The following is a 21,242-nucleotide window of genomic DNA, read 5'->3' on the forward strand; positions in this document are numbered from 1 at the left end:
TATTGAGCAAGATGATGCGCCAAATTCTCGCTACCCCTCCTTTTGCGCTCCTAAATCTCAGTTCTGTAAGGGTTTTCCTTTAATCCGCGCCTTGACGGTGCGGTGGCCGCATTCCTATAGTGTGCGCAAGTGGCGGAAAGTGGCATGAAGTGGGTTTTTTGAGCTCAAAACGCTAATATTTGGAGAAACGCTGACGTGTTTCGCGGAGCTAACGCTATCAGTCTCGATGCAAAGGGCCGTCTCGCTATGCCGAGCCGGTACCGTGACGAGCTCGTTTCGCGTAGTTCCGGTCAGTTAATCGTCACAATTGATGCCGTTGATCCGTGTTTGTGTGTTTACCCCCTCGATGAGTGGGAAATTATTGAAACCAAACTGCGCGCACTGCCTTCGCTTCGCGAAGAGAACCGCCGCCTGCAACGTTTACTGATTGGTAATGCCGTCGACCTCGAGCTCGATGGCAGTGGTCGTTTTCTGGTTCCGCCGCGTCTTCGTGAATATGCCAAGTTGGATAAGCGCGCGATGTTGGTAGGCCAACTGAACAAGTTCCAATTGTGGGACGAGGATGCCTGGGATGCGGTTTCTGCCGCTGACCTGGCTGCCATTCAACAACCGGGCGCCATGCCTGATGAACTGCGTGATTTGATCCTGTGACTATTGATAGCGGCTTTAACCACATCACCGTACTGCTCGACGAAGCCGTGGAGGCTCTCGCCGTACGTCCTGATGGCTGCTATCTGGACGGTACGTTCGGGCGCGGCGGACACAGCCGGTTGATCCTCAGCCAGCTCGGCCCCGAGGGTCGGGTACTCGGATTCGACAAGGATCCTCAAGCGATTGCCACCGGGCAAACGCTAGCGGCCGAAGACGGCCGCTTTGTCGTTGTGCAGCGCAGCTTTGCCGAGCTCGGTTCGGAAGTCGCCGAACGTGGTCTGGCCGGCAAGGTCAGCGGCGTTTTGCTCGACCTCGGCGTGTCCTCGCCGCAGCTCGATGACCCTGAGCGCGGCTTCAGTTTCCTCAATGATGGCCCGCTGGACATGCGCATGGATCCGTCCCGTGGAATCAGCGCTGCCGAATTCGTCAACACCGCCCCGGTGGAAGAAATCGCCCGTGTATTCAAGCAATACGGCGAAGAGCGTTTTTCCGGCCGGATGGCCCGTGCCGTGGCCGAGCGTCGTGACATCAAGCCGTTCGAGCGCACTGCCGATCTGGCTGAAGTCCTGAAAGTCGCCAACCCGGCATGGGAAAAGGGCAAGAACCCGGCGACCCGTGCGTTCCAGGGCTTGCGTATTCACGTCAACAACGAACTGGGTGATCTGGAAGCCGGCCTCGAAGCCGCACTGGAATGCCTGGAAGTCGGTGGCCGCCTGGTGGTCATCAGCTTCCACTCGCTGGAAGACCGCATCGTCAAGCTGTTCATGCGCAAACTGGTGAAAGGCGAAGCCGACAACCTGCCGCGTAACCTGCCGGTCCGTCACGTCGCTTTCGAACCGATAATCAAAATCCATGGCAAAGCGCAGTCCGCCTCCGAGGCCGAACTCAAAGCCAACCCACGTTCCCGTAGCGCCGTCATGCGCGTCGCGGAGAAGCTGCGGTGAGCAAGCTTTTCGCCAAGCCACTTCCCGGCGGAAGCTTTTTCATGTTTCTGCTGTTTATTGGCGTGCTCGTGTCGGCCATCGGCGTTTCCTATAGCGCCCACTGGAACCGTCAACTGTTGAACTCCCTGTACAACGAGTTGAGCGTGCGCGACAAGGCGCAAGCGGAGTGGGGCCGTTTGATTCTTGAACAGAGCACCTGGACCGCCCACAGCCGTATCGAAGTCCTGGCGACCGAGCAACTGAAGATGCGCATTCCTGGCGCCGCTGAAGTGCAGATGGTGGCGCCATGATGAAACTTGAGGGCGCTCTCTTTCCATGGCGGTTCCGCCTGGTACTGGGTTTGCTCGGCGTCATGGTCGCGGCGATTGCCTGGCGCATTATCGATCTGCAGGTGGTCGACCGTGCCTTCCTTAAAGGTCAGGGCGATGCGCGCAGCGTGCGTCATATTCCGATTCCGGCTCACCGTGGTCTGATCACCGACCGTAACGGCGAGCCTTTGGCCGTGAGTACCCCGGTCACCACCCTTTGGGCCAACGCCAAGGAAATGCAAACGGCCAAAGAGAAGTGGCCTGCACTGGCGGCTGCCTTGGGGCAGGACCCGAAAGCCCTGGCCGAACGTCTCGAAGCCCAGGCCAACAAAGAATTCATTTACCTGGTGCGCGGGCTGACCCCCGAGCAAGGCCAGTCCGTGCTCGATCTGAAAGTGCCGGGCGTTTATGGCATCGAAGAATTCCGCCGTTTCTACCCGGCCGGTGAAGTCACTGCCCATATGGTCGGTTTTACCGACATCGATGACCACGGTCGTGAAGGCGTCGAGCTGGCCTACGACGAATGGCTGGCCGGGGTTCCAGGCAAGCGGCAGGTGATCAAGGATCGGCGTGGCCGACTTATCAAGGATGTTCAGGTCACCAAAAACGCCAAGGCCGGAAAGCCCTTGGCGTTGTCCATTGACCTGCGTCTGCAATACCTGGCCAACCGTGAGCTGCGTAATGCGATCATCGAGAATGGCGCCAAGGCCGGCAGCCTGGTGATCATGGACGTGAAGAGCGGCGAGATCCTCGCCATGGTCAACCAGCCGACCTACAACCCGAACAACCGTCGCAACCTGCAACCGGCGATGATGCGTAACCGCGCGATGATCGACGTGTTCGAACCGGGTTCGACCATGAAAGCGATTTCCATGAGCGCCGCGATTGAAACCGGGCGCTGGAAGCCGACCGATACCGTCGAGGTTTATCCGGGCACCTTGCAGATTGGTAAATACACCATCAAGGACGTCTCCAAATCCGAAGGCCCGGTGCTCGACCTCACCGGCATCATGATCAACTCCAGTAACGTCGGCATGAGTAAAGTCGCGTTCGATATCGGCGGCGAAACGATTTTCCGCCTTGCGCAAAAAGTCGGCCTTGGCCAGGACACCGGCCTCGGCTTCCCGGGCGAGCGCGTCGGCAACCTGCCGAACTACCGCGAATGGCGCAAGGCTGAAACCGCCACGCTGTCGTACGGCTACGGTATCTCCGTGACCGCGATCCAGTTGGTCCACGCTTTCTCGGCCCTGGCCAACAACGGTCGCCTCGCGCCGCTGACCCTGATCAAAACCGACAAGGCGCCGCAAACCACACAGGTATTGCCGGAAGCTGTCGCGAAGACCATGCAAACCATGCTGCAACAAGTGATCGAAGCCCCGCGCGGTGTATTCCGCGCGCAAGTGCCGGCGTATCACGTGGGCGGCAAGTCGGGTACCGCGCGCAAGACGTCGGTCGGCACCAAAGGCTACGCCGAGAATTCCTACCGCTCGCTGTTCGCCGGCTTCGGCCCGATGAGCGATCCGCGCTATGCCATCGTGGTGGTGATCGATGAACCGTCCAAGGCCGGTTACTTCGGTGGTCTGGTATCGGCCCCGGTGTTCAGCAAAGTGATGTCCGGGACCTTGCGCCTGATGAACATCACCCCGGACAACCTGACACCTACTCAACAAGCGATCGCAGCACCGGTCGTTCCGCTGAAAGCCAATGGAGGGCGAGGCTGATGTCTCTGAGCCTGAACAAGATTTTCGCCCACGCCGGCCGCGATCTGTTGATCCGCGAACTGACCCTGGACAGCCGCAACGTGCGGGCAGGCGATCTGTTTCTCGCCGTCCCTGGCGGCAAGTTCGACGGACGCGCACACATTGCCGACGCCCTGCAACGCGGCGCTGCCGCTGTGGCGTATGAAGTCGAAGGCGCGACCGTATTGCCGATTACCGATGTGCCGCTGATTCCGGTCAAAGGCCTGGCGGCGCAGCTGTCGGACATTGCCGGGCGTTTTTACGGTGACCCTAGTCGCCACTTGAACCTAATCGGCGTGACCGGCACCAACGGCAAAACCAGCGTGACGCAGTTGGTTGCACAAGCCCTGGATTTGCTCGGCCAGCATTGCGGCATCGTCGGCACGTTGGGCACCGGTTTTTACGGCGCGCTCGAAAGCGGCTTGCACACCACACCGAACCCGATCGCCGTGCAGGCAACCCTCGCCGACCTGAAAAAGGCCGGTGCCAAAGCCGTCGCCATGGAGGTTTCTTCCCATGGTCTGGATCAGGGGCGCGTGACCGCCTTGGCCTTCGATGTGGCGGTGATGACCAACCTGTCCCGCGATCACCTGGATTACCACGGCACGATGCAAGCCTACGGCGAAGCCAAGGCCAAGTTGTTTGCCTGGAATGATTTGAAGTGCCGGGTGGTCAACCTCGACGACGATTTCGGCCGCCGACTGGCCGCTGATGATGGTGAGTCGCGCTTGATCACCTATAGCCTGGAAGACTCCAGGGCCTACCTTTATTGCCGTGAAGCGCAGTTCGATGACGAGGGCGTGCGCGCCACGCTGGTCACGCCGCAGGGTGAGCATCATCTGCGCAGCACCTTGCTCGGTCGCTTCAACCTGAGCAACGTGCTGGCCGCGGTCGGCGCCTTGCTGGGTCTTGACTACGCGCTGGACGAAATTCTCAAGGTCCTGCCAAAACTCGAAGGCCCGGCCGGACGCATGCAGCGCCTCGGCGGCGGTACTCAGCCGCTGGTGGTGGTCGATTACGCTCATACACCGGATGCGCTGGAAAAAGTCTTGATGGCCCTGCGCCCTCACGCCAAAGGTCGTTTGCTGTGCCTGTTCGGTTGCGGTGGTGATCGCGATCGCGGCAAGCGTCCGCTGATGGCTGAAGTGGTCGAGCGTCTGGCTGACGGCGTGCTGGTGACCGATGACAACCCGCGCACCGAAGACCCGGCAGTGATCTTCGACGACATCCGCGCCGGTTTTACCGCTGTGGATAAAGTCACCTTCGTCGCAGGCCGTGGCCAGGCGATTGCCCAACTGATCGCCAGCGCTTCGGCGGATGATGTGATTGTCCTGGCCGGTAAAGGTCACGAGGACTATCAGGAAATCAACGGCCAGCGTCATGCTTTCTCCGATCTGGTCGAGGCCGATCACGCCTTGAGCGCGTGGGAGGTGGCCCATGCTTAAAACCTTGAAACTGAGCGAACTGACCGGCGCGCTGAATGCCCGCCTGGTTTCTGCCGATGCCAGCTTCGACGGCGTCAGCATCGACAGCCGTGCGATCAAGCCAGGCCAACTCTTTATTGCCCTGGCCGGCCCGCGTTTCGATGGTCACGACTATCTCAATGACGTCGCCGCAAAAGGCGCCGTGGCGGCGTTGGTCGAGCGTGAAGTCGCCGACAGCGCACTGCCGCAATTGCTGGTCAAAGATACGCGTCAGGCGCTGGGGCAACTCGGTGCATTGAACCGTTCGGCTTACACCCATCCTGTCGCGGCCATCACCGGTTCCAGCGGCAAGACCACGGTCAAGGAAATGCTCGCCAGCATCCTGCGCACGCGCGGTCCGGTGTTGGCGACCCGTGGCAACCTGAACAATGACCTCGGCGTGCCGCTGACGTTGCTCGAACTTGCGCCGGAACATACCGCTGCGGTGATTGAGCTGGGTGCGTCGCGTCTTGGCGAAATCGCCTACACCGTCGGCATGACCAAGCCGCATGTGGCCGTACTCAACAACGCCGGGACCGCCCACGTCGGCGAGTTCGGCGGGCCAGAAAAAATCGTTGAAGCCAAGGGCGAGATTATTGAAGGGCTGGATGCCGATGGCGTCGCCGTTCTCAATCTTGACGACAAGGCGTTCGACATCTGGAAGAACCGCGCTGCCGGTCGCAAAGTGCTGACCTTCGCCCTGAGCAATGTCAGTGCCGATTTCTACGCCAGCGATCTGGACCGCGACGCTCGCGGTTGCCCGGCGTTCAACCTGCACAGCCCTGAAGGTATGGAGCGCGTTCAACTGAACCTGCTCGGCACCCATAACGTTGCCAATGCCCTGGCCGCTGCCGCCGCCGCCCATGCACTGGGCGTGTCGCTGTTCGGCATCGCCACCGGCCTGGGCGCGGTGCAACCGGTCAAGGGCCGCACCGTCGCGCAACTGGCCAGCAATGGCATGCGCGTAATTGATGACACGTACAACGCGAACCCCACCTCCATGTGCGCCGCCGTTGATATACTCGCCGGCTTTTCCGGTCGCACCGTTCTGGTGCTCGGGGATATCGGCGAGTTGGGCGATTGGGCGGAGCAGGGGCACCGCGATGTGGGCGAGTACGCCCGCGGCAAGGTTTCCGCGCTTTACGCCGTCGGGCCAATGATGGCTCACGCCGTGAACGCTTTCGGTCCGCAGGCCTTTCACTTCAGCACGCAGGCTGAACTGATCGAGGCCCTGGGCGCCGAGCAAGACACAAACACCACCATTTTGATCAAGGGCTCGCGCAGCGCCGCGATGGAAAACATCGTCGCCGCTTTGTGCGTGACCAGCCTGGAGAAACATTAATGCTGCTGCTGCTAGCGGAGTATCTGCAACAGTTCTACAAAGGCTTCGCGGTCTTTCAGTACCTGACCCTGCGCGGGATTCTCGGTGTGCTGACCGCGTTGGTTTTGTCGCTGTGCTACGGCCCGTGGATGATCCGCACGTTACAGAATCGTCAGATCGGTCAATCCGTTCGCAACGACGGTCCGCAATCGCACCTGTCCAAGTCCGGCACCCCGACCATGGGCGGCGCGCTGATCCTGTCGTCCATCGGTGTCAGCACTTTGCTGTGGGCTGACCTGAGCAACCGTTACGTGTGGACCGTGCTGCTGGTGACTTTGCTGTTCGGCGCGATCGGCTGGGTCGACGATTACCGCAAAGTCATCGAGAAGAACTCCCGTGGTTTGCCGAGTCGCTGGAAGTACTTCTGGCAATCGGTGTTCGGCCTGGGCGCGGCGATCTTCCTTTATATGACCGCAGCGACACCGGTGGAAACCACCCTGATCTTGCCGATGCTCAAGGACCACAGCATTCCGCTGGGCATAGGTTTCATTGTCCTGACTTACTTCGTGATCGTTGGCTCGAGCAACGCGGTCAACCTGACCGACGGCCTCGACGGTCTGGCGATCATGCCCACCGTAATGGTCGGCGGCGGGTTGGGGATCTTCTGCTACCTGTCGGGTAACGTGAAATTCGCTGAATACCTGTTGATTCCATATGTGCCGGGCGCAGGCGAGTTGATTGTGTTCTGCGGCGCGTTGATCGGCGCGGGCCTCGGATTCCTCTGGTTCAACACGTATCCGGCCCAGGTGTTCATGGGCGACGTCGGCGCACTGGCGCTGGGCGCGGCACTGGGCACCATCGCGGTGATCGTCCGTCAGGAAATCGTCCTGTTCATCATGGGCGGCGTGTTCGTGATGGAGACCCTGTCGGTCGTCATTCAAGTTGCTTCCTTCAAGTTGACTGGTCGCCGCGTGTTTCGCATGGCACCGATTCACCACCACTTTGAACTCAAGGGCTGGCCCGAGCCGCGTGTGATCGTCCGTTTCTGGATCATCACCGTGATTCTCGTACTGGTTGGCCTTGCCACCCTGAAGCTGAGGTAGAACGAGTGTCTCTGATCGCTTCTGACCACTTCCGCATCGTTGTCGGCCTCGGCAAGAGCGGCATGTCCCTGGTTCGCTTCCTGGCGAACCGGGGCACGTCGTTTGCTGTCGCCGACACGCGGGAAAATCCACCGGAACTGGCCACGCTCAAGCGTGACTATCCGCACGTGGAAGTGCGTTGTGGCGAGCTGGACGTCGAATTCCTGTGCCGCGCCGACGAGCTCTACGTGAGCCCCGGCCTGGCGCTGGCGACCCCGGCCCTGCAGGCTGCCGCCGCCCGTGGCGTGAAATTGTCCGGTGACATCGAGTTGTTCGCGCGTAACGCGAAGGCGCCGATCGTCGCCATCAGCGGTTCCAACGCGAAAAGCACCGTCACCACACTGGTCGGCGAGATGGCTGCGGCGGCCGGCAAGCGTGTCGCCGTCGGTGGCAACCTCGGTACGCCGGCGCTGGACCTGCTCAGCGACGACGTCGAGCTGTACGTGATGGAACTGTCGAGCTTCCAGCTCGAGACCACCGATCAGCTCAACGCCGAAGTGGCGACCGTGCTCAACGTCAGCGAAGACCACATGGACCGCTATAGCGGCCTGCCGGCTTATCACCTGGCCAAGCACCGGATCTTCCGGGGTGCCAGGCAGTTTGTGGTCAACCGTCAGGATGCCTTGAGCCGTCCGCTGATTGGCGAAGGCCAGCCATGCTGGACCTTCGGTTTGAGCAAGCCTGATTTCAAGGCATTCGGTATCCGCGAAGAAGACGGCGAGAAGTACCTGGCCTTCGAATTCCAGAACCTGATGCCAGTGCGCGAGCTGAAAATTCGCGGTGCCCACAACCAGTCCAACGCCTTGGCGGCATTGGCCCTGGGCCACGCCGTCGGCCTGCCGTTCGACGCGATGCTGGCGAGCCTGCGCACCTTCGCCGGGCTCGAGCATCGCTGCCAGTGGGTCCGTGACCTGAATGGCGTGAGCTACTACAACGATTCCAAAGCCACCAACGTCGGTGCCGCACTGGCGGCCATCGAAGGCCTGGGCGCGGACATCGACGGCAAACTCGTGCTGATCGCCGGTGGCGATGGCAAGGGTGCCGAGTTCAAGGACTTGCGTGATCCGGTGGCGGCCAACTGCCGCGCCGTGGTGCTGATGGGGCGTGACGCCGAGCTGATCGCTCAAGCCATCGGCGATGCCGTGCCACTGATTCGCGTCAACTCGCTGATCGAAGCGGTCGAGCAATGCCGCGCCATCGCAGAGAAGGGCGACGCCGTGTTGTTGTCGCCGGCCTGCGCCAGTTTCGACATGTTCAAGAATTACGAAGACCGTGGTCACCAGTTCGTCCGCGCTGTGGAGGACCTGGCATGAGCCTGATGAACATCATCAAGCCCTACCCGTCGCCGATCATCACCGGGCGCGGTATCGACCTCGACTTCCCGATGCTCGCCGGCTGCCTGGCCTTGATCGGCCTCGGGCTGGTCATGATTGCCTCGGCATCGACCGAAGTGGCGGCTGTGCAGTCGGGCAGCGCGCTGTACTACATGATTCGCCACCTTATCTACGTGGTGCTGGGCCTGGGTGCCTGCATCGTCACCATGATGATTCCGATCGCCACCTGGCAACGCCTGGGCTGGCTGATGCTGATTGGTGCGTTCGGTTTGCTGGTGATGGTGATCATCCCGGGGATCGGCCGTGAAGTGAACGGTTCGATGCGCTGGATCGGCTTCAGTTTCTTCAACGTTCAGCCGTCGGAAATCGCCAAGGTATTTGTCGTTATTTACTTGGCCGGTTACCTGGTGCGTCGCCAGAAAGAAGTGCGTGAAAGCTGGATGGGCTTCTTCAAGCCGTTCATCGTCCTGCTGCCAATGGCGGGTCTGTTGCTGATGGAGCCGGACTTCGGCGCCACTGTCGTAATGATGGGCGCTGCTGCGGCGATGCTGTTCCTCGGGGGGTCGGGCTGTTCCGTTTTTCCCTGATGGTTGTCCTGGCGGTCGGGGCGGTGGTGTTGCTGATTCAAATGCAGCCGTATCGAATGGCGCGCCTGACCAACTTTGCCGATCCGTGGGCCGACCAGTTCGGTGCCGGTTATCAGTTGTCTCAAGCGTTGATCGCTTTTGGTCGCGGCGAATGGCTGGGCGTTGGCCTGGGCAACAGCGTGCAGAAACAGTTCTACCTGCCGGAAGCCCACACCGACTTCGTGTTTTCGGTCCTGGCCGAAGAACTGGGTGCCGTCGGTTCTTTGTGCACGGTAGCGCTGTTCGCCTTTGTCTGTATTCGCGGGATGTACATCGGTTATTGGGCCGAGAAGGCCAAGCAGTTTTTCGCCGCCTACATCGCGTACGGCTTGTCGTTCCTGTGGATTGGTCAGTTCCTGATCAACATCGGGGTGAACGTCGGCCTGCTGCCAACCAAGGGGCTGACCCTGCCGTTTCTCAGTTACGGCGGTAGCTCGTTGGTGATCTGTTGTGCCTGTCTCGGCTTGTTGCTGCGCATCGAGTGGGAAAGTCGAACCCACTTGGGCAGCGAAGAGATGGAGTTCCATGAGAGTGACTTCGCCGAGGAGCCGACCCATGGGCGCTAACGTATTGATCATGGCGGGCGGCACCGGTGGCCACGTGTTCCCGGCGCTGGCGTGTGCTCGCGAATTCCAGGCCCGTGGTTACACCGTGCATTGGCTGGGGACTCCGCGTGGCATCGAGAACGAACTGGTCCCGATGGCCGGCATCGAACTGCATCGGATCAATGCCAGCGGATTGCGTGGCAAGGGCAAATTGTCCCTGCTCAAGGCCCCATTCATGTTGCTCAAGTCGATCTGGCAGGCACGGGCGATCATTCGCCAGTTGCGGCCGGTGTGTGTCGTCGGCTTTGGCGGTTATGTGACCGGTCCCGGTGGCGTTGCCGCCAAACTGGCTGGCGTGCCGGTGATCGTTCACGAGCAGAACGCCGTAGCCGGTACCGCCAATCGGTTGCTGGTGCCGTTGGCCGCCCGAGTCTGTGAAGCGTTCCCCGACACCTTTACTCTGTCGGGCAGCCGTCGGACCACCGGTAACCCGGTGCGCACCGAGCTGTTCCTCGAAACACCGCGACAGGCTCTGGCCGGTCGCAAGGCGCGTTTGCTGATCCTGGGTGGAAGCCTGGGCGCAGAACCGTTGAACAAGTTGCTGCCTGAAGCCCTGTCGCAAGTCGCCCCCGACCTGCGCCCGGAAGTGTTTCATCAGGCCGGCAAAAACCACGATGAAGTGACTGCAGAGCGCTATCGCGCGGCTGGCGTCGAGGCGCAAGTGCAGCCTTTCATCAAAGACATGGCCCACGCCTATGGCTGGGCCGACCTGGTGGTGTGCCGCGCAGGCGCGTTGACCATCAGTGAACTGGCCGCCGCCGGTCTGCCCTCGATGCTGGTGCCTTTGCCCCACGCGATCGACGATCACCAGACCCGCAACGCCGATTATTTGGCCCGTGAAGGCGCTGCCTTCCTGATGCCGCAAAGAACGACTGGCGCAGCGGATCTTGCCGCACGCCTGACAGAGGTCCTGATGCAACCACAACGACTCACCGACATGGCTACCGCGGCACGCCGCCTGGCCAAACCCGATGCAACCCGTAACGTGGTCGATACCTGCCTGGAGGTGGCCCATGGTTGAGAATCAGAAAGCCATGCCGCAACCGGAAATGCGCCGCATCCGTCGCATCCATTTCGTCGGGATCGGCGGCGTGGGCATGTGCGGCATTGCCGAAGTGTTGTTGAACCTGGGCTATGAAGTGTCCGGTTCCGACCTGAAAGCTTCGCCGGTGACCGAGCGTCTCGAGTCCTTCGGCGCCCAGATCTTTATCGGCCACCGCGCCGAGAACGCTGCGAACGCCGATGTACTGGTCACCTCCAGTGCCGTGAACACCTCCAACCCGGAAGTCGCCACTGCCCTGGAACGCCGCATCCCGGTGGTGCCGCGCGCTGAAATGCTGGCTGAGCTGATGCGCTACCGCCACGGCATCGCCGTCGCCGGTACCCATGGCAAAACCACCACCACCAGCCTGATCGCTTCGGTGTTCGCCGCCGGTGGCCTGGACCCGACATTCGTGATCGGTGGCCGTCTGAATGCCGCGGGCACCAATGCCCAACTGGGCACCAGTCGTTATCTGATCGCTGAAGCAGATGAAAGCGACGCCAGCTTCCTGCACTTGCAGCCGCTGGTGGCCGTGGTCACCAACATCGACGCCGACCACATGGCGACCTACGACGGTGACTTCAACAAACTGAAGAAAACCTTCGTCGAGTTCCTCCACAACCTGCCGTTCTACGGTCTGGCGGTGGTGTGCCTGGACGATCCGGTGGTGCGTGAAATCCTGCCGTTGGTAAAACGTCCGACCGTGACTTATGGCTTCGGCGACGACTGCGATGTGCGTGCGATCAATGTGCGTCAGCAGGGCATGCAGACCTTCTTCACCGTGCTGCGTCCTGATCGCGATCCGCTGGATGTCTCGGTGAACATGCCGGGCAACCACAACGTGTTGAATGCACTGGCAACCATCTGCATCGCCACCGATGAAGGCGTCAGCGATGAAGCCATCGTCCAGGGCCTGTCCGGGTTCCAGGGTGTCGGCCGACGCTTCCAGGTCTACGGCGAACTGCCGGTAGACGGTGGCAGCGTGATGCTGGTCGACGACTACGGTCACCACCCGACCGAAGTTGCCGCGGTCATCAAAGCCGTGCGCGGTGGCTGGCCGGAGCGCCGTCTGGTGATGGTCTACCAGCCGCACCGTTACAGCCGCACCCGTGACCTGTACGACGATTTCGTCAATGTATTGGCCGACGCCAACGTCCTGTTGCTGATGGAAGTCTACCCGGCCGGTGAAGAACCGATCCCGGGCGCCGACAGCCGCAAGTTGTGCAACAGCATCCGTCAGCGCGGTCAGCTCGACCCGATCTACATCGAGCGCGGTGTCGATCTCGCGCCGGTGGTCAAGCCGCTGCTGCGTGCTGGCGACATCCTGCTGTGCCAGGGCGCCGGTGACATCGGTGGTCTTGCTCCAAAACTGTTGAAAAGTCCGTTGTTCGCTGGCGCCGTTGCTGCGCCGAGTGTGGGGAAGTTGAAATGACTGCTGCTTACGCCAACCTCGTCTCCACTGTCGCGCCGAAAGATTTCGGCCGCGTCGCCGTGCTCTTCGGCGGCAAGAGTGCCGAGCGTGAGGTTTCCCTCAAGTCGGGTAACGCGGTTCTCGATGCGCTGCTAAGCGCCGGTGTGGACGCGTTTGGTCTCGACGTGGGCGATGATCTGTTGCAGCGTCTGCTGAACGAAAAAATCGATCGCGCCTTCATCATTCTCCACGGTCGTGGTGGTGAAGACGGCAGCATGCAGGGCCTGCTGGAATGCCTGGGTATTCCGTACACCGGCAGCGGCATTCTTGCTTCGGCGCTGGCCATGGACAAGCTGCGGACCAAACAGGTCTGGCACAGCCTCGGTATTCCGACGCCACGCCATGCCGTACTGAGCTGCGAGGCCGATTGTATTTCGGCGGCGACGGAACTGGGCTTCCCTTTGATCGTCAAACCGGCCCATGAAGGTTCAAGTATCGGGATGGCCAAAGTGACCTCCACGTCGGAGTTGATCGACGCGTGGAAAGCGGCCAGTACCTACGATTCGCAAGTGTTGGTCGAGCAATGGATTCAAGGTCCGGAGTTCACCATCGCCACCCTGCGTGACCAGGTGTTGCCACCGATTGCCCTGGGCACGACGCACAGCTTCTACGACTACGACGCCAAGTACGTGGCTTGCGATACCCAGTATCGGATTCCGTGTGGCCTGGACAGCAACAAAGAAAAAGAACTGATGGACCTCACGGCGAAAGCCTGTGAGGCGCTGGGTATCGCCGGTTGGGGCAGGGCAGACGTGATGCAGGACGCCGACGGGCAGTTCTGGTTCCTGGAAGTCAATACCGCGCCGGGCATGACCGATCACAGTCTGGTGCCGATGGCGGCTCGTGCTGCCGGTCTGGATTTCCAGCAACTGGTTCTGGCGATTCTGGCCGCAAGCATTGAGCCGCGAGGTTAAGACCATGCAAGGCGCACAGCTGAGACATCAGCCCTCCGCACCGACCGGCCGCAAGCCGGTACCGCGGGGTGCCAGCCGAATGGTGGCCAAAGAGCCGATGTCTGCGCGCCTGCCGAAAGCCAATTTCGGTTTTCTGAAAAGCCTGTTCTGGCCGGTGCTGCTGGTCGCTCTGGGTTTCGGTACTTACGAAGGCGCGCAGCGTTTGTTGCCGTACGCCGACCGGCCGATCACCAGGATCAACGTGCAGGGCGACCTGAGTTACATCAGCCAGCAAGCAATACAGCAGCGGATCGCCCCGTACGTGGCGTCGAGCTTCTTCACCATCGACCTGGCGAGCATGCGTACCGAGCTGGAAACGATGCCATGGATTGCCCACGCCGAAGTGCGTCGGGTGTGGCCGGATCAAGTGGTGATCCGCCTGGAAGAACAACTGCCAGTGGCCCGTTGGGGCGATGAATCGCTGTTGAACAACCAGGGCCAGGCGTTCACCCCGCGCGAGCTGGCGAACTACGAACACTTGCCACAGCTGTTCGGCCCACAACGGGCCCAACAGCAAGTGATGCAGCAATACCAGGTGCTGAGCCAGATGCTCAGGCCGTTGGGCTTCTCGATTGCGCGCCTGGAATTGCGCGATCGAGGCAGCTGGTTCCTGACCACCGGCGCCGGCAGCGCGGGCCCGGGAATCGAACTGTTGCTGGGACGCGGCAACCTGCTGGAAAAGATGCGCCGTTTCATTGCCATCTATGACAAGACGCTTAAAGAACAGATTACGAACATTGCGCGCATCGATCTGCGCTACGCCAACGGCCTCGCTGTTGGCTGGCGGGAACCTGTAGCGCCCACGACAGCCCAACCCGCTGTCGCGAAGAATTAAGAAGAGGCAGGACCATGGCAAACGTGCAAAGCGGCAAAATGATCGTCGGTCTCGATATCGGCACCTCCAAGGTGGTGGCGCTGGTCGGCGAGGTCTCGGACGACGGCACGCTGGAAATCGTCGGGATCGGTACCCATCCGTCCCGTGGCCTGAAGAAAGGCGTGGTGGTGAACATCGAGTCCACCGTGCAATCGATCCAGCGCGCGATCGAAGAGGCGCAGCTGATGGCTGGTTGCCGCATTCACTCGGCGTTCGTCGGCGTGGCCGGCAATCACATCCGCAGCCTGAACTCCCACGGCATCGTGGCGATTCGTGATCGCGAAGTCAGCTCCGCCGACCTGGAACGAGTGCTCGACGCCGCCCAGGCTGTAGCAATCCCGGCTGACCAGCGCGTGCTGCACACCCTGCCGCAGGATTACGTGATCGATAACCAGGAAGGCGTTCGTGAGCCTCTGGGCATGTCGGGTGTACGCCTGGAAGCCAAGGTCCACGTGGTCACCTGCGCCGTCAACGCCGCACAGAACATTGAAAAATGCGTGCGTCGGTGCGGCCTGGAAATCGACGACATCATTCTCGAGCAGCTGGCTTCGGCCTACTCGGTCCTGACCGACGACGAGAAAGAGCTGGGCGTGTGCCTGGTGGACATCGGTGGCGGCACCACCGACATCGCGATCTTCACTGAAGGCGCGATCCGTCACACCGCAGTGATCCCGATTGCGGGCGACCAGGTGACCAACGACATCGCCATGGCGTTGCGCACCCCGACCCAGTACGCCGAAGAAATCAAGATTCGCTACGCCTGCGCCCTGGCCAAACTGGCCGGTGCCGGTGAAACCATCAAGGTCCCAAGTGTCGGCGACCGTCCACCGCGCGAGCTGTCCCGTCAGGCCCTGGCCGAAGTGGTCGAGCCGCGTTACGACGAGCTGTTCACGCTGATCCAGGCCGAACTGCGTCGCAGTGGCTACGAAGACCTGATCCCGGCCGGCATCGTGCTGACCGGTGGTACGTCGAAGATGGAAGGCGCAGTCGAACTGGCCGAAGAAATCTTCCACATGCCGGTGCGCCTGGGCGTGCCGCATGGCGTCAAGGGCCTGGACGACGTGGTCCGCAACCCGATTTATTCCACTGGCGTTGGCCTGTTGATGTACGGCCTGCAGAAGCAGTCCGACGGGATTTCCTTCTCGGGCATCAGCAGCCGCGACAGCTACAGCAATGAAGAACCGAAAGCCGCCTTGCTCGATCGCATCAAGAGCTGGGTACAAGGCAACTTCTAACGAAGCAGATTCAAGCGACAAGTTTCAAGCGGCAAGCGGTAAAAGCAGCAAAACGCAGTAGGCGAAAAAACTAGAGAAATGAAAGGAGAGGGAAAATGTTCGAACTCGTAGACAACATCCCCGCAAGCCCGGTTATTAAAGTTATCGGTGTTGGCGGAGGCGGCGGCAACGCCGTCAACCACATGGTCAAGAGCAACATTGAAGGCGTTGAATTCATCTGCGCCAACACTGATGCCCAAGCGCTGAAAAGCATCGGCGCGCGGACCATCCTGCAACTGGGCACCGGCGTGACCAAAGGTCTCGGCGCTGGCGCCAACCCTGAAGTAGGTCGTCAGGCCGCTCTCGAAGATCGCGAGCGCATTGCCGAAGTCCTGCAGGGCACCAATATGGTGTTCATCACCACTGGCATGGGCGGTGGTACCGGTACCGGTGCTGCGCCGATCATTGCTGAAGTGGCCAAGGAAATGGGGATTCTCACCGTTGCGGTGGTGACTCGTCCGTTCCCGTTCGAAGGTCGCAAGCGCATGCAGATCGCCGATGAAGGCATCCGTCTGCTGTCTGAAAGCGTCGACTCGTTGATCACCATTCCCAACGAGAAGCTGCTGACCATCCTTGGCAAGGACGCAAGCCTGCTGTCCGCATTCGCCAAGGCCGACGATGTACTGGCCGGTGCCGTTCGCGGTATCTCCGACATCATCAAGCGTCCGGGCATGATCAACGTCGACTTTGCCGACGTGCGTACCGTGATGAGCGAAATGGGCATGGCGATGATGGGCACTGGCTGCGCCAGCGGTCCGAACCGTGCACGTGAGGCCACCGAAGCGGCCATTCGCAACCCATTGCTGGAAGACGTGAACCTGCAAGGTGCACGCGGCATCCTGGTGAACATCACCGCCGGTCCTGACCTGTCCCTGGGTGAGTACTCCGACGTGGGTAGCATCATCGAAGCTTTCGCTTCCGAGCACGCGATGGTCAAGGTCGGTACCGTTATCGATCCGGACATGCGCGACGAGCTGCACGTAACAGTAGTAGCCACTGGTTTGGGCGCAAAAATCGAGAAGCCTGTAAAGGTCATCGACAACACCATGCACACGTCCGTGGCTTCGCAGCCGCAGCAACAAGCGCCTTCGCGTCAGGAAGCGCCTGCTGTGAACTACCGTGATCTGGACCGTCCGACCGTCATGCGCAACCAGGCTCAGGCCGGTGCTGCGACTGCCGCGAAGATGAATCCGCAAGATGATCTGGACTACCTGGACATCCCGGCTTTCCTGCGTCGTCAGGCCGATTGATGGAATGTATCAGGGCTATGAAGGTGATTGGTGTTCAGCAAAGGTCTGGTCTGCTATCATCGCCAGCCTTTGTTGATACCAGTTCGCAATTTGCGCTGAAGCGGCCCAAGCCATGATTAAACAACGCACACTGAAAAATATTATCCGTGCTACAGGTGTAGGCCTGCACTCCGGGGAAAAGGTATACCTGACCCTCAAGCCCGCACCTATCGACACCGGCATTGTGTTTGTTCGTGCCGATCTCGACCCTGTGGTGCAGATTCCTGCCCGCGCGGAAAACGTTGGTGAAACCACGATGTCGACCACATTGGTCAGTGGTGACACCAAAGTGGATACGGTGGAGCACTTGCTCTCGGCCATGGCTGGCCTGGGCATCGATAACGCCTACGTCGAGCTCTCCGCGTCTGAAGTTCCGATCATGGATGGTAGCGCTGGACCTTTCGTATTCCTGATTCAATCGGCCGGCCTGGAAGAACAGGACGCACCGAAGAAGTTCATCCGGATCCTGCGGGAAGTGACAGTGGAAGACGGCGACAAGCGCGCCACTTTCGTCCCTTTCGAAGGCTTCAAGGTGAGTTTCGAGATCGATTTCGATCACCCGGTTTTCCGTAACCGCACACAAAGTGCAAGCGTGGATTTTTCCAGCACTTCGTTTGTAAAAGAAGTCAGCCGCGCCCGTACCTTTGGTTTCATGAGTGATATCGAGTACCTGCGCAAGCACAACCTCGCACTCGGCGGCAGCGTTGAAAACGCTATTGTGGTCGACGCGGATGGCGTACTGAACGAAGACGGCCTTCGCTATGAAGACGAATTCGTGAAGCACAAGATCCTCGATGCAATTGGTGACCTCTACCTGCTGGGCAATAGCCTGATTGGTGAGTTCAAGGGCTTCAAGTCCGGACATGCATTGAACAACCAGCTGCTGCGCAAGTTGATTGAGCAGACAGATGCTTGGGAAGTCGTGACTTTCGAAGACGCCAGCACTGCACCGATCTCTTACATGCGTCCAGTTGCGGCCGTGTAAGTAAAAACCTCTCTAGTTTTTAAAGGCTACCTTCGGGTGGCCTTTTTTTATGCCTGGAAAGTCGATCGTTCCCACGCATTGCGATGATCGTTCCCACGCTCCGCGTGGGAACGATCATCCTGCGACTACCCGATTACGCCCACTTTCCTTGGCCTGATACAGCGCCTTGTCCGCTGCAAACAATAGCTGTTCGAGACTGATGTCGGTGGAGGTGGTCCAGGTGCTGATACCGATACTGACAGTAATCGGCGACTCGGCACCTGCCACCCGCGGCAACTGCTCTACGGTCGCGCGGATGTGTTCGGCAATCTGTTGTGCACCCTGGCTGTCGGTTTCCGCGAGAATCACCGAAAACTCCTCACCGCCATAACGGGCGACCAGGTCAGCGGGTCGTCTCACATTGTCGGCGATCACCTTGGCCACCGAGCGCAACGCATCATCGCCAGCCTGATGCCCATGACGATCGTTGAACGCCTTGAAATGGTCGGCATCTATCATCAGCAGCGACAAAGGCTGGCCGGAACGTTGAGCGCGGAACCACTCATGCCGCAGCACCTGATCCAGCGTTCGGCGGTTGGCCAGGCCGGTCAAGGGATCGGTGGCCGCCAGTTGCGCCAGTTCCTGTTCGGCGTGGTGGCGCAGGCGCAGTTCGCGGCTGAGCAGCCAGGTCAGCCAGAGCAAGCCGATGCACAGCGCCATCGTCGCAACGCTAACCACCACCGCCGTGCGCTTCCACGAGGCAAACACTTCATCACTGGACAGCGCAACGATGACGATCAACGGCAAGTTGCCAACCTTGGAGAACGTGTACAGGCGTTTGTCCTTATAGCGGCTTGAAACACCGGTGAAGCTGCCGTCGACTTCTTTGACGATGCGCTGGAAGTTGGGACGGTTGCTGAAGTCCTTGCCAATCAGCTCCTCGGCCAAGCGGGGCTCCTGGGCCAGAAGAATCCCGTCCGAGCTGATCAGGTTGACCGAGCTGTCACGACCGATGCTCAAGCTGTTGAACAGTTGATCGAAATAACTCAAGCGCATGGCGGCTTCGGCCACGCCAAGAAATTCGCCCTGTGAGCCGCTGATTCGGCGACTGAAGCTGATTCGCCATTCATGTTCAGGTTGTCTGGAGCGGAAAGGACGGCTGATGAGCATGCTTGGGTCGCGATTGTTCACGTGCGACTGAAAGTATTCGCGGTCAGCAAAATTGCCCTTTCTGGGGTCTACCGAGGCCGAGTCGGCGATCACGTCGCCCTTGTTGTCCAGCAACAAAATGTCGCCCTTGTACGGCGCGGCAGTGGCGCGGTCAAACAAGGCCAGGTGTCGGATGGTAGGGGAAACGTTCTTGAGGTCTTCACGCTGGGAGGCGGCGATCAAGCCGAGCAAGGACAGGTCATAGAGTTCGACATTGCGCAGCACGTCGGCGTCGATCAGTTGCACGATGTTGGTTGCTGCACGAGTGGCCGACTGTTCAGCATTGGCGCGTTCGCGAATGAGCAGGAACGCGACGATGCTCAATATCGCAATCACCAACAGCAAACTGCCGAGAACCAGGAGCCGCTCCGATCGCGTCGACCGGACCGGGTGGTGAGATGTCGCACTGCTCACACTCATGGTTCTACTTCTGCTAATGAGGCGTTATTAAAGTGTTTTGCAAGACTCAGGCAGAATCCCGGAAACCATTTGCGTTCGGTGCGCCTGTATAAATCCCGAGTAAAAAAAAGGCCAGCAAAACATGCTGGCCTTTTGCTTATTGAAGCTTAGAAGACATTGAGCGGGTAGTCGACGATCACCCGGTATTCATCGGTGTCCTGATCCAGCGCGCCATAGCCGTTGCCTCCACGGTTGGTCGCCCATTGCAGGCGCAGCGCCAGGTTTTTGGCCTTGCCGCCCTGAACCACGTAGTTGAGGTCGATGTCACGTTCCCAGTGCCTGGCGTGTTTGCCGTCAGCGCTGTACCACGAGGCATAACCTGGACTGTCCGGATCGACCTTGGTCAGGTCCAGTTCACCTCGGGAGTAAGAGACCGCCGAGGTCAGGCCGGGGAGGCCGAGTCCGACAAAGTCGTAGGCGTACTTGAGTTTCCATGAGCGTTCGTTCGGGCCGTTGAAGTCCGAATACTGCTGGGAGTTGTCGAGGTAGACGCTGTCGCCCTGGCTGATGTAGTCGAACGGTGTGTTGCCGTTGACCCGCTGATAGGCCGCGGTAACGCTGTGATCGCCAACCCCCACGGTGAAATGCAGGCTGTAGGTGTTGTTGTCGATGTGGCCCAGCAGCGCATCGCCGGTGTCTTGCGTGTGATAGGCATGCAGACCGGGGTTGAGGCTGACCCGATCGTTCAATGCGTAGGTGTAATCCAGGTCGTAGTAATACTGGTTCCAGATGTCCTTGAGTTCGGAAGCATAGACGCTGCTGGTCAACCCCGGCAGGCCGCTCCAGGCCACGCCGGCCCAATTCAGGTGCTTACTTTCGTCACCGTCGGCCAGGCTGCCGTAGGACGTGCCGATTCGGGTGTGTCCACTCTGGTTGTAAGGCTTGGTGAAACTCGCCTGGCCACCTTCGATCATCCAGCCGTCAAAACGGTGGTTGGTCAGGCTGACGCCGCGAAAGGTCTGGGGCAGCATGCGGGTTTCGCCGCCGGCGATCACCGGGTTGGCGAGAAACAAGTCACCGGCCTTCAGTTCGGTATCGTAGGCACGCATTTTCAGCGTGCCCCCCGCCGTCGAGAACGAGCCCGGCGCTTTGCCGTTGCCATCGCTGACCGGCAGGATGCTCGAGCCATCGGTACCGCCACCGCCGTCGAGCTTGAGCCCGAGCATCGCATGGGCGTCAACGCCGAAACCGACGGCGCCTTGGGTGTAGCCCGATTCGAAGAGGCCAAGGAAACCCTGGCCCCATTCAATGTTGTCGTCCGTCTGCTGCAGGCGGTTGCGGTTCATGTAGTAGTTACGGGCGTTGAGGTTGAGGCTCGATCCTTCAACGAAACCTTCGGCGTTTGAGTCGTCTGCGGCGTGAGCAACAGGCGTCACCGTTGCAGCGATTGCAATGAACAACGGGCTGAATCTGAGAGGGAAACGCACTAGCGGTAAAGCTCCTTGGATGAACTAAGAACCTCATTGTCTTGAGACTCAGGATGTTTCTTGTTAGGGAAGACGAACTAAAACTGTTTTAAACCACAACGAAAAAAAGCCGCTGATAGCAGCGGCTTGAAGACAACTTTTCAAAGG

Annotated in this window: 17 protein-coding genes and 1 pseudogene; 16 read left to right on the forward strand and 2 right to left on the reverse strand. The window is 60.1% G+C overall.

All coding sequences use genetic code 11. The annotated features are described in order from the left end of the window. Positions 1-195 precede the first annotated feature (195 nt). The 16 genes and pseudogenes from mraZ (at position 196) to lpxC (ending at position 18,021) form a co-directional block, all read left to right on the forward strand. Positions 196-651 (forward strand): division/cell wall cluster transcriptional repressor MraZ, encoded by a 456-nt coding sequence (gene mraZ / locus PFAS1_RS16615; protein ID WP_008147486.1) that lies wholly within the window; start codon positions 196-198, stop codon positions 649-651. Beyond that, entirely contained in the window at positions 648-1,595 is a 948-nt protein-coding gene (rsmH, locus tag PFAS1_RS16620; RefSeq protein WP_074880092.1) for a 16S rRNA (cytosine(1402)-N(4))-methyltransferase RsmH, read from the forward strand. The genes mraZ and rsmH overlap by 4 nt, the downstream gene beginning before the upstream one ends. Next, a complete protein-coding gene (gene ftsL, locus PFAS1_RS16625) occupies positions 1,592-1,885 on the forward strand; it encodes a cell division protein FtsL (RefSeq protein WP_033053422.1) in 294 nt (97 codons plus the stop codon). The genes rsmH and ftsL overlap by 4 nt, the downstream gene beginning before the upstream one ends. After that, positions 1,885-3,624, forward strand: a complete 1,740-nt coding sequence (locus PFAS1_RS16630) for a peptidoglycan D,D-transpeptidase FtsI family protein (protein ID WP_198044983.1) — start codon at positions 1,885-1,887, stop codon at positions 3,622-3,624. Before ftsL ends, PFAS1_RS16630 begins: the two co-directional genes overlap by 1 nt. Beyond that, on the forward strand, positions 3,624-5,087 hold the full coding sequence (locus tag PFAS1_RS16635) for a UDP-N-acetylmuramoyl-L-alanyl-D-glutamate--2,6-diaminopimelate ligase (RefSeq protein ID WP_076029835.1): 1,464 nt from the start codon (positions 3,624-3,626) through the stop codon (positions 5,085-5,087). The genes PFAS1_RS16630 and PFAS1_RS16635 overlap by 1 nt, the downstream gene beginning before the upstream one ends. After that, the gene (locus tag PFAS1_RS16640; RefSeq protein ID WP_076029836.1) at positions 5,080-6,447 is read left to right on the forward strand and encodes a UDP-N-acetylmuramoyl-tripeptide--D-alanyl-D-alanine ligase; all 1,368 of its coding nucleotides are present in this window, start codon (positions 5,080-5,082) and stop codon (positions 6,445-6,447) included. The genes PFAS1_RS16635 and PFAS1_RS16640 overlap by 8 nt, the downstream gene beginning before the upstream one ends. Next, positions 6,447-7,529: a phospho-N-acetylmuramoyl-pentapeptide-transferase gene (mraY, locus tag PFAS1_RS16645; RefSeq protein WP_008147501.1), complete on the forward strand. Its 1,083-nt coding sequence runs from the start codon at positions 6,447-6,449 to the stop codon at positions 7,527-7,529. Before PFAS1_RS16640 ends, mraY begins: the two co-directional genes overlap by 1 nt. 5 nt (positions 7,530-7,534) lie before the next feature. After that, entirely contained in the window at positions 7,535-8,881 is a 1,347-nt protein-coding gene (murD, locus tag PFAS1_RS16650) for a UDP-N-acetylmuramoyl-L-alanine--D-glutamate ligase (protein ID WP_074880081.1), read from the forward strand. Further along, positions 8,878-10,094 (forward strand): annotated as a pseudogene (ftsW, locus tag PFAS1_RS16655) (putative lipid II flippase FtsW). The gene murD and the pseudogene ftsW overlap by 4 nt, the downstream one beginning before the upstream one ends. After that, positions 10,084-11,154, forward strand: coding sequence for an undecaprenyldiphospho-muramoylpentapeptide beta-N-acetylglucosaminyltransferase (gene murG, locus PFAS1_RS16660; protein WP_076029837.1), 1,071 nt, complete (start codon positions 10,084-10,086; stop codon positions 11,152-11,154). Before ftsW ends, murG begins: the two are co-directional and overlap by 11 nt. After that, a complete protein-coding gene (gene murC / locus PFAS1_RS16665; RefSeq protein ID WP_074880068.1) occupies positions 11,147-12,607 on the forward strand; it encodes a UDP-N-acetylmuramate--L-alanine ligase in 1,461 nt (486 codons plus the stop codon). Before murG ends, murC begins: the two co-directional genes overlap by 8 nt. After that, entirely contained in the window at positions 12,604-13,560 is a 957-nt protein-coding gene (locus tag PFAS1_RS16670; RefSeq protein ID WP_076029838.1) for a D-alanine--D-alanine ligase, read from the forward strand. The genes murC and PFAS1_RS16670 overlap by 4 nt, the downstream gene beginning before the upstream one ends. Before the next feature lie 4 nt (positions 13,561-13,564). Continuing rightward, positions 13,565-14,434 carry a cell division protein FtsQ/DivIB gene (locus tag PFAS1_RS16675; RefSeq protein WP_074880062.1) on the forward strand — a complete coding sequence of 290 codons (870 nt, stop codon included), beginning with the start codon at positions 13,565-13,567 and terminating at the stop codon, positions 14,432-14,434. 14 nt (positions 14,435-14,448) lie between these two features. Then, positions 14,449-15,708: a cell division protein FtsA gene (gene ftsA / locus PFAS1_RS16680; RefSeq protein ID WP_008147519.1), complete on the forward strand. Its 1,260-nt coding sequence runs from the start codon at positions 14,449-14,451 to the stop codon at positions 15,706-15,708. A 95-nt stretch (positions 15,709-15,803) separates the two neighbouring features. Further along, entirely contained in the window at positions 15,804-16,997 is a 1,194-nt protein-coding gene (gene ftsZ / locus PFAS1_RS16685) for a cell division protein FtsZ (RefSeq protein ID WP_033061342.1), read from the forward strand. A 112-nt stretch (positions 16,998-17,109) separates the two neighbouring features. Beyond that, entirely contained in the window at positions 17,110-18,021 is a 912-nt protein-coding gene (gene lpxC / locus PFAS1_RS16690; protein ID WP_008147525.1) for a UDP-3-O-acyl-N-acetylglucosamine deacetylase, read from the forward strand. Between the two features lie 114 nt (positions 18,022-18,135). Here the strand turns inward: lpxC and PFAS1_RS16695 are convergent, their stop codons facing one another. Continuing rightward, entirely contained in the window at positions 18,136-19,629 is a 1,494-nt protein-coding gene (locus PFAS1_RS16695; RefSeq protein ID WP_076029839.1) for a sensor domain-containing diguanylate cyclase, read from the reverse strand. A gap of 146 nt (positions 19,630-19,775) precedes the next feature. Continuing rightward, complete coding sequence (locus tag PFAS1_RS16700) at positions 19,776-21,095, reverse strand: OprD family porin (RefSeq protein ID WP_076029840.1); 1,320 nt, start codon at positions 21,093-21,095, stop codon at positions 19,776-19,778. Positions 21,096-21,242 lie beyond the last annotated feature (147 nt).

This window comes from Pseudomonas frederiksbergensis (genome assembly GCF_001952935.1).
In the GTDB taxonomy this organism is placed as follows: domain Bacteria; phylum Pseudomonadota; class Gammaproteobacteria; order Pseudomonadales; family Pseudomonadaceae; genus Aquipseudomonas; species Aquipseudomonas frederiksbergensis.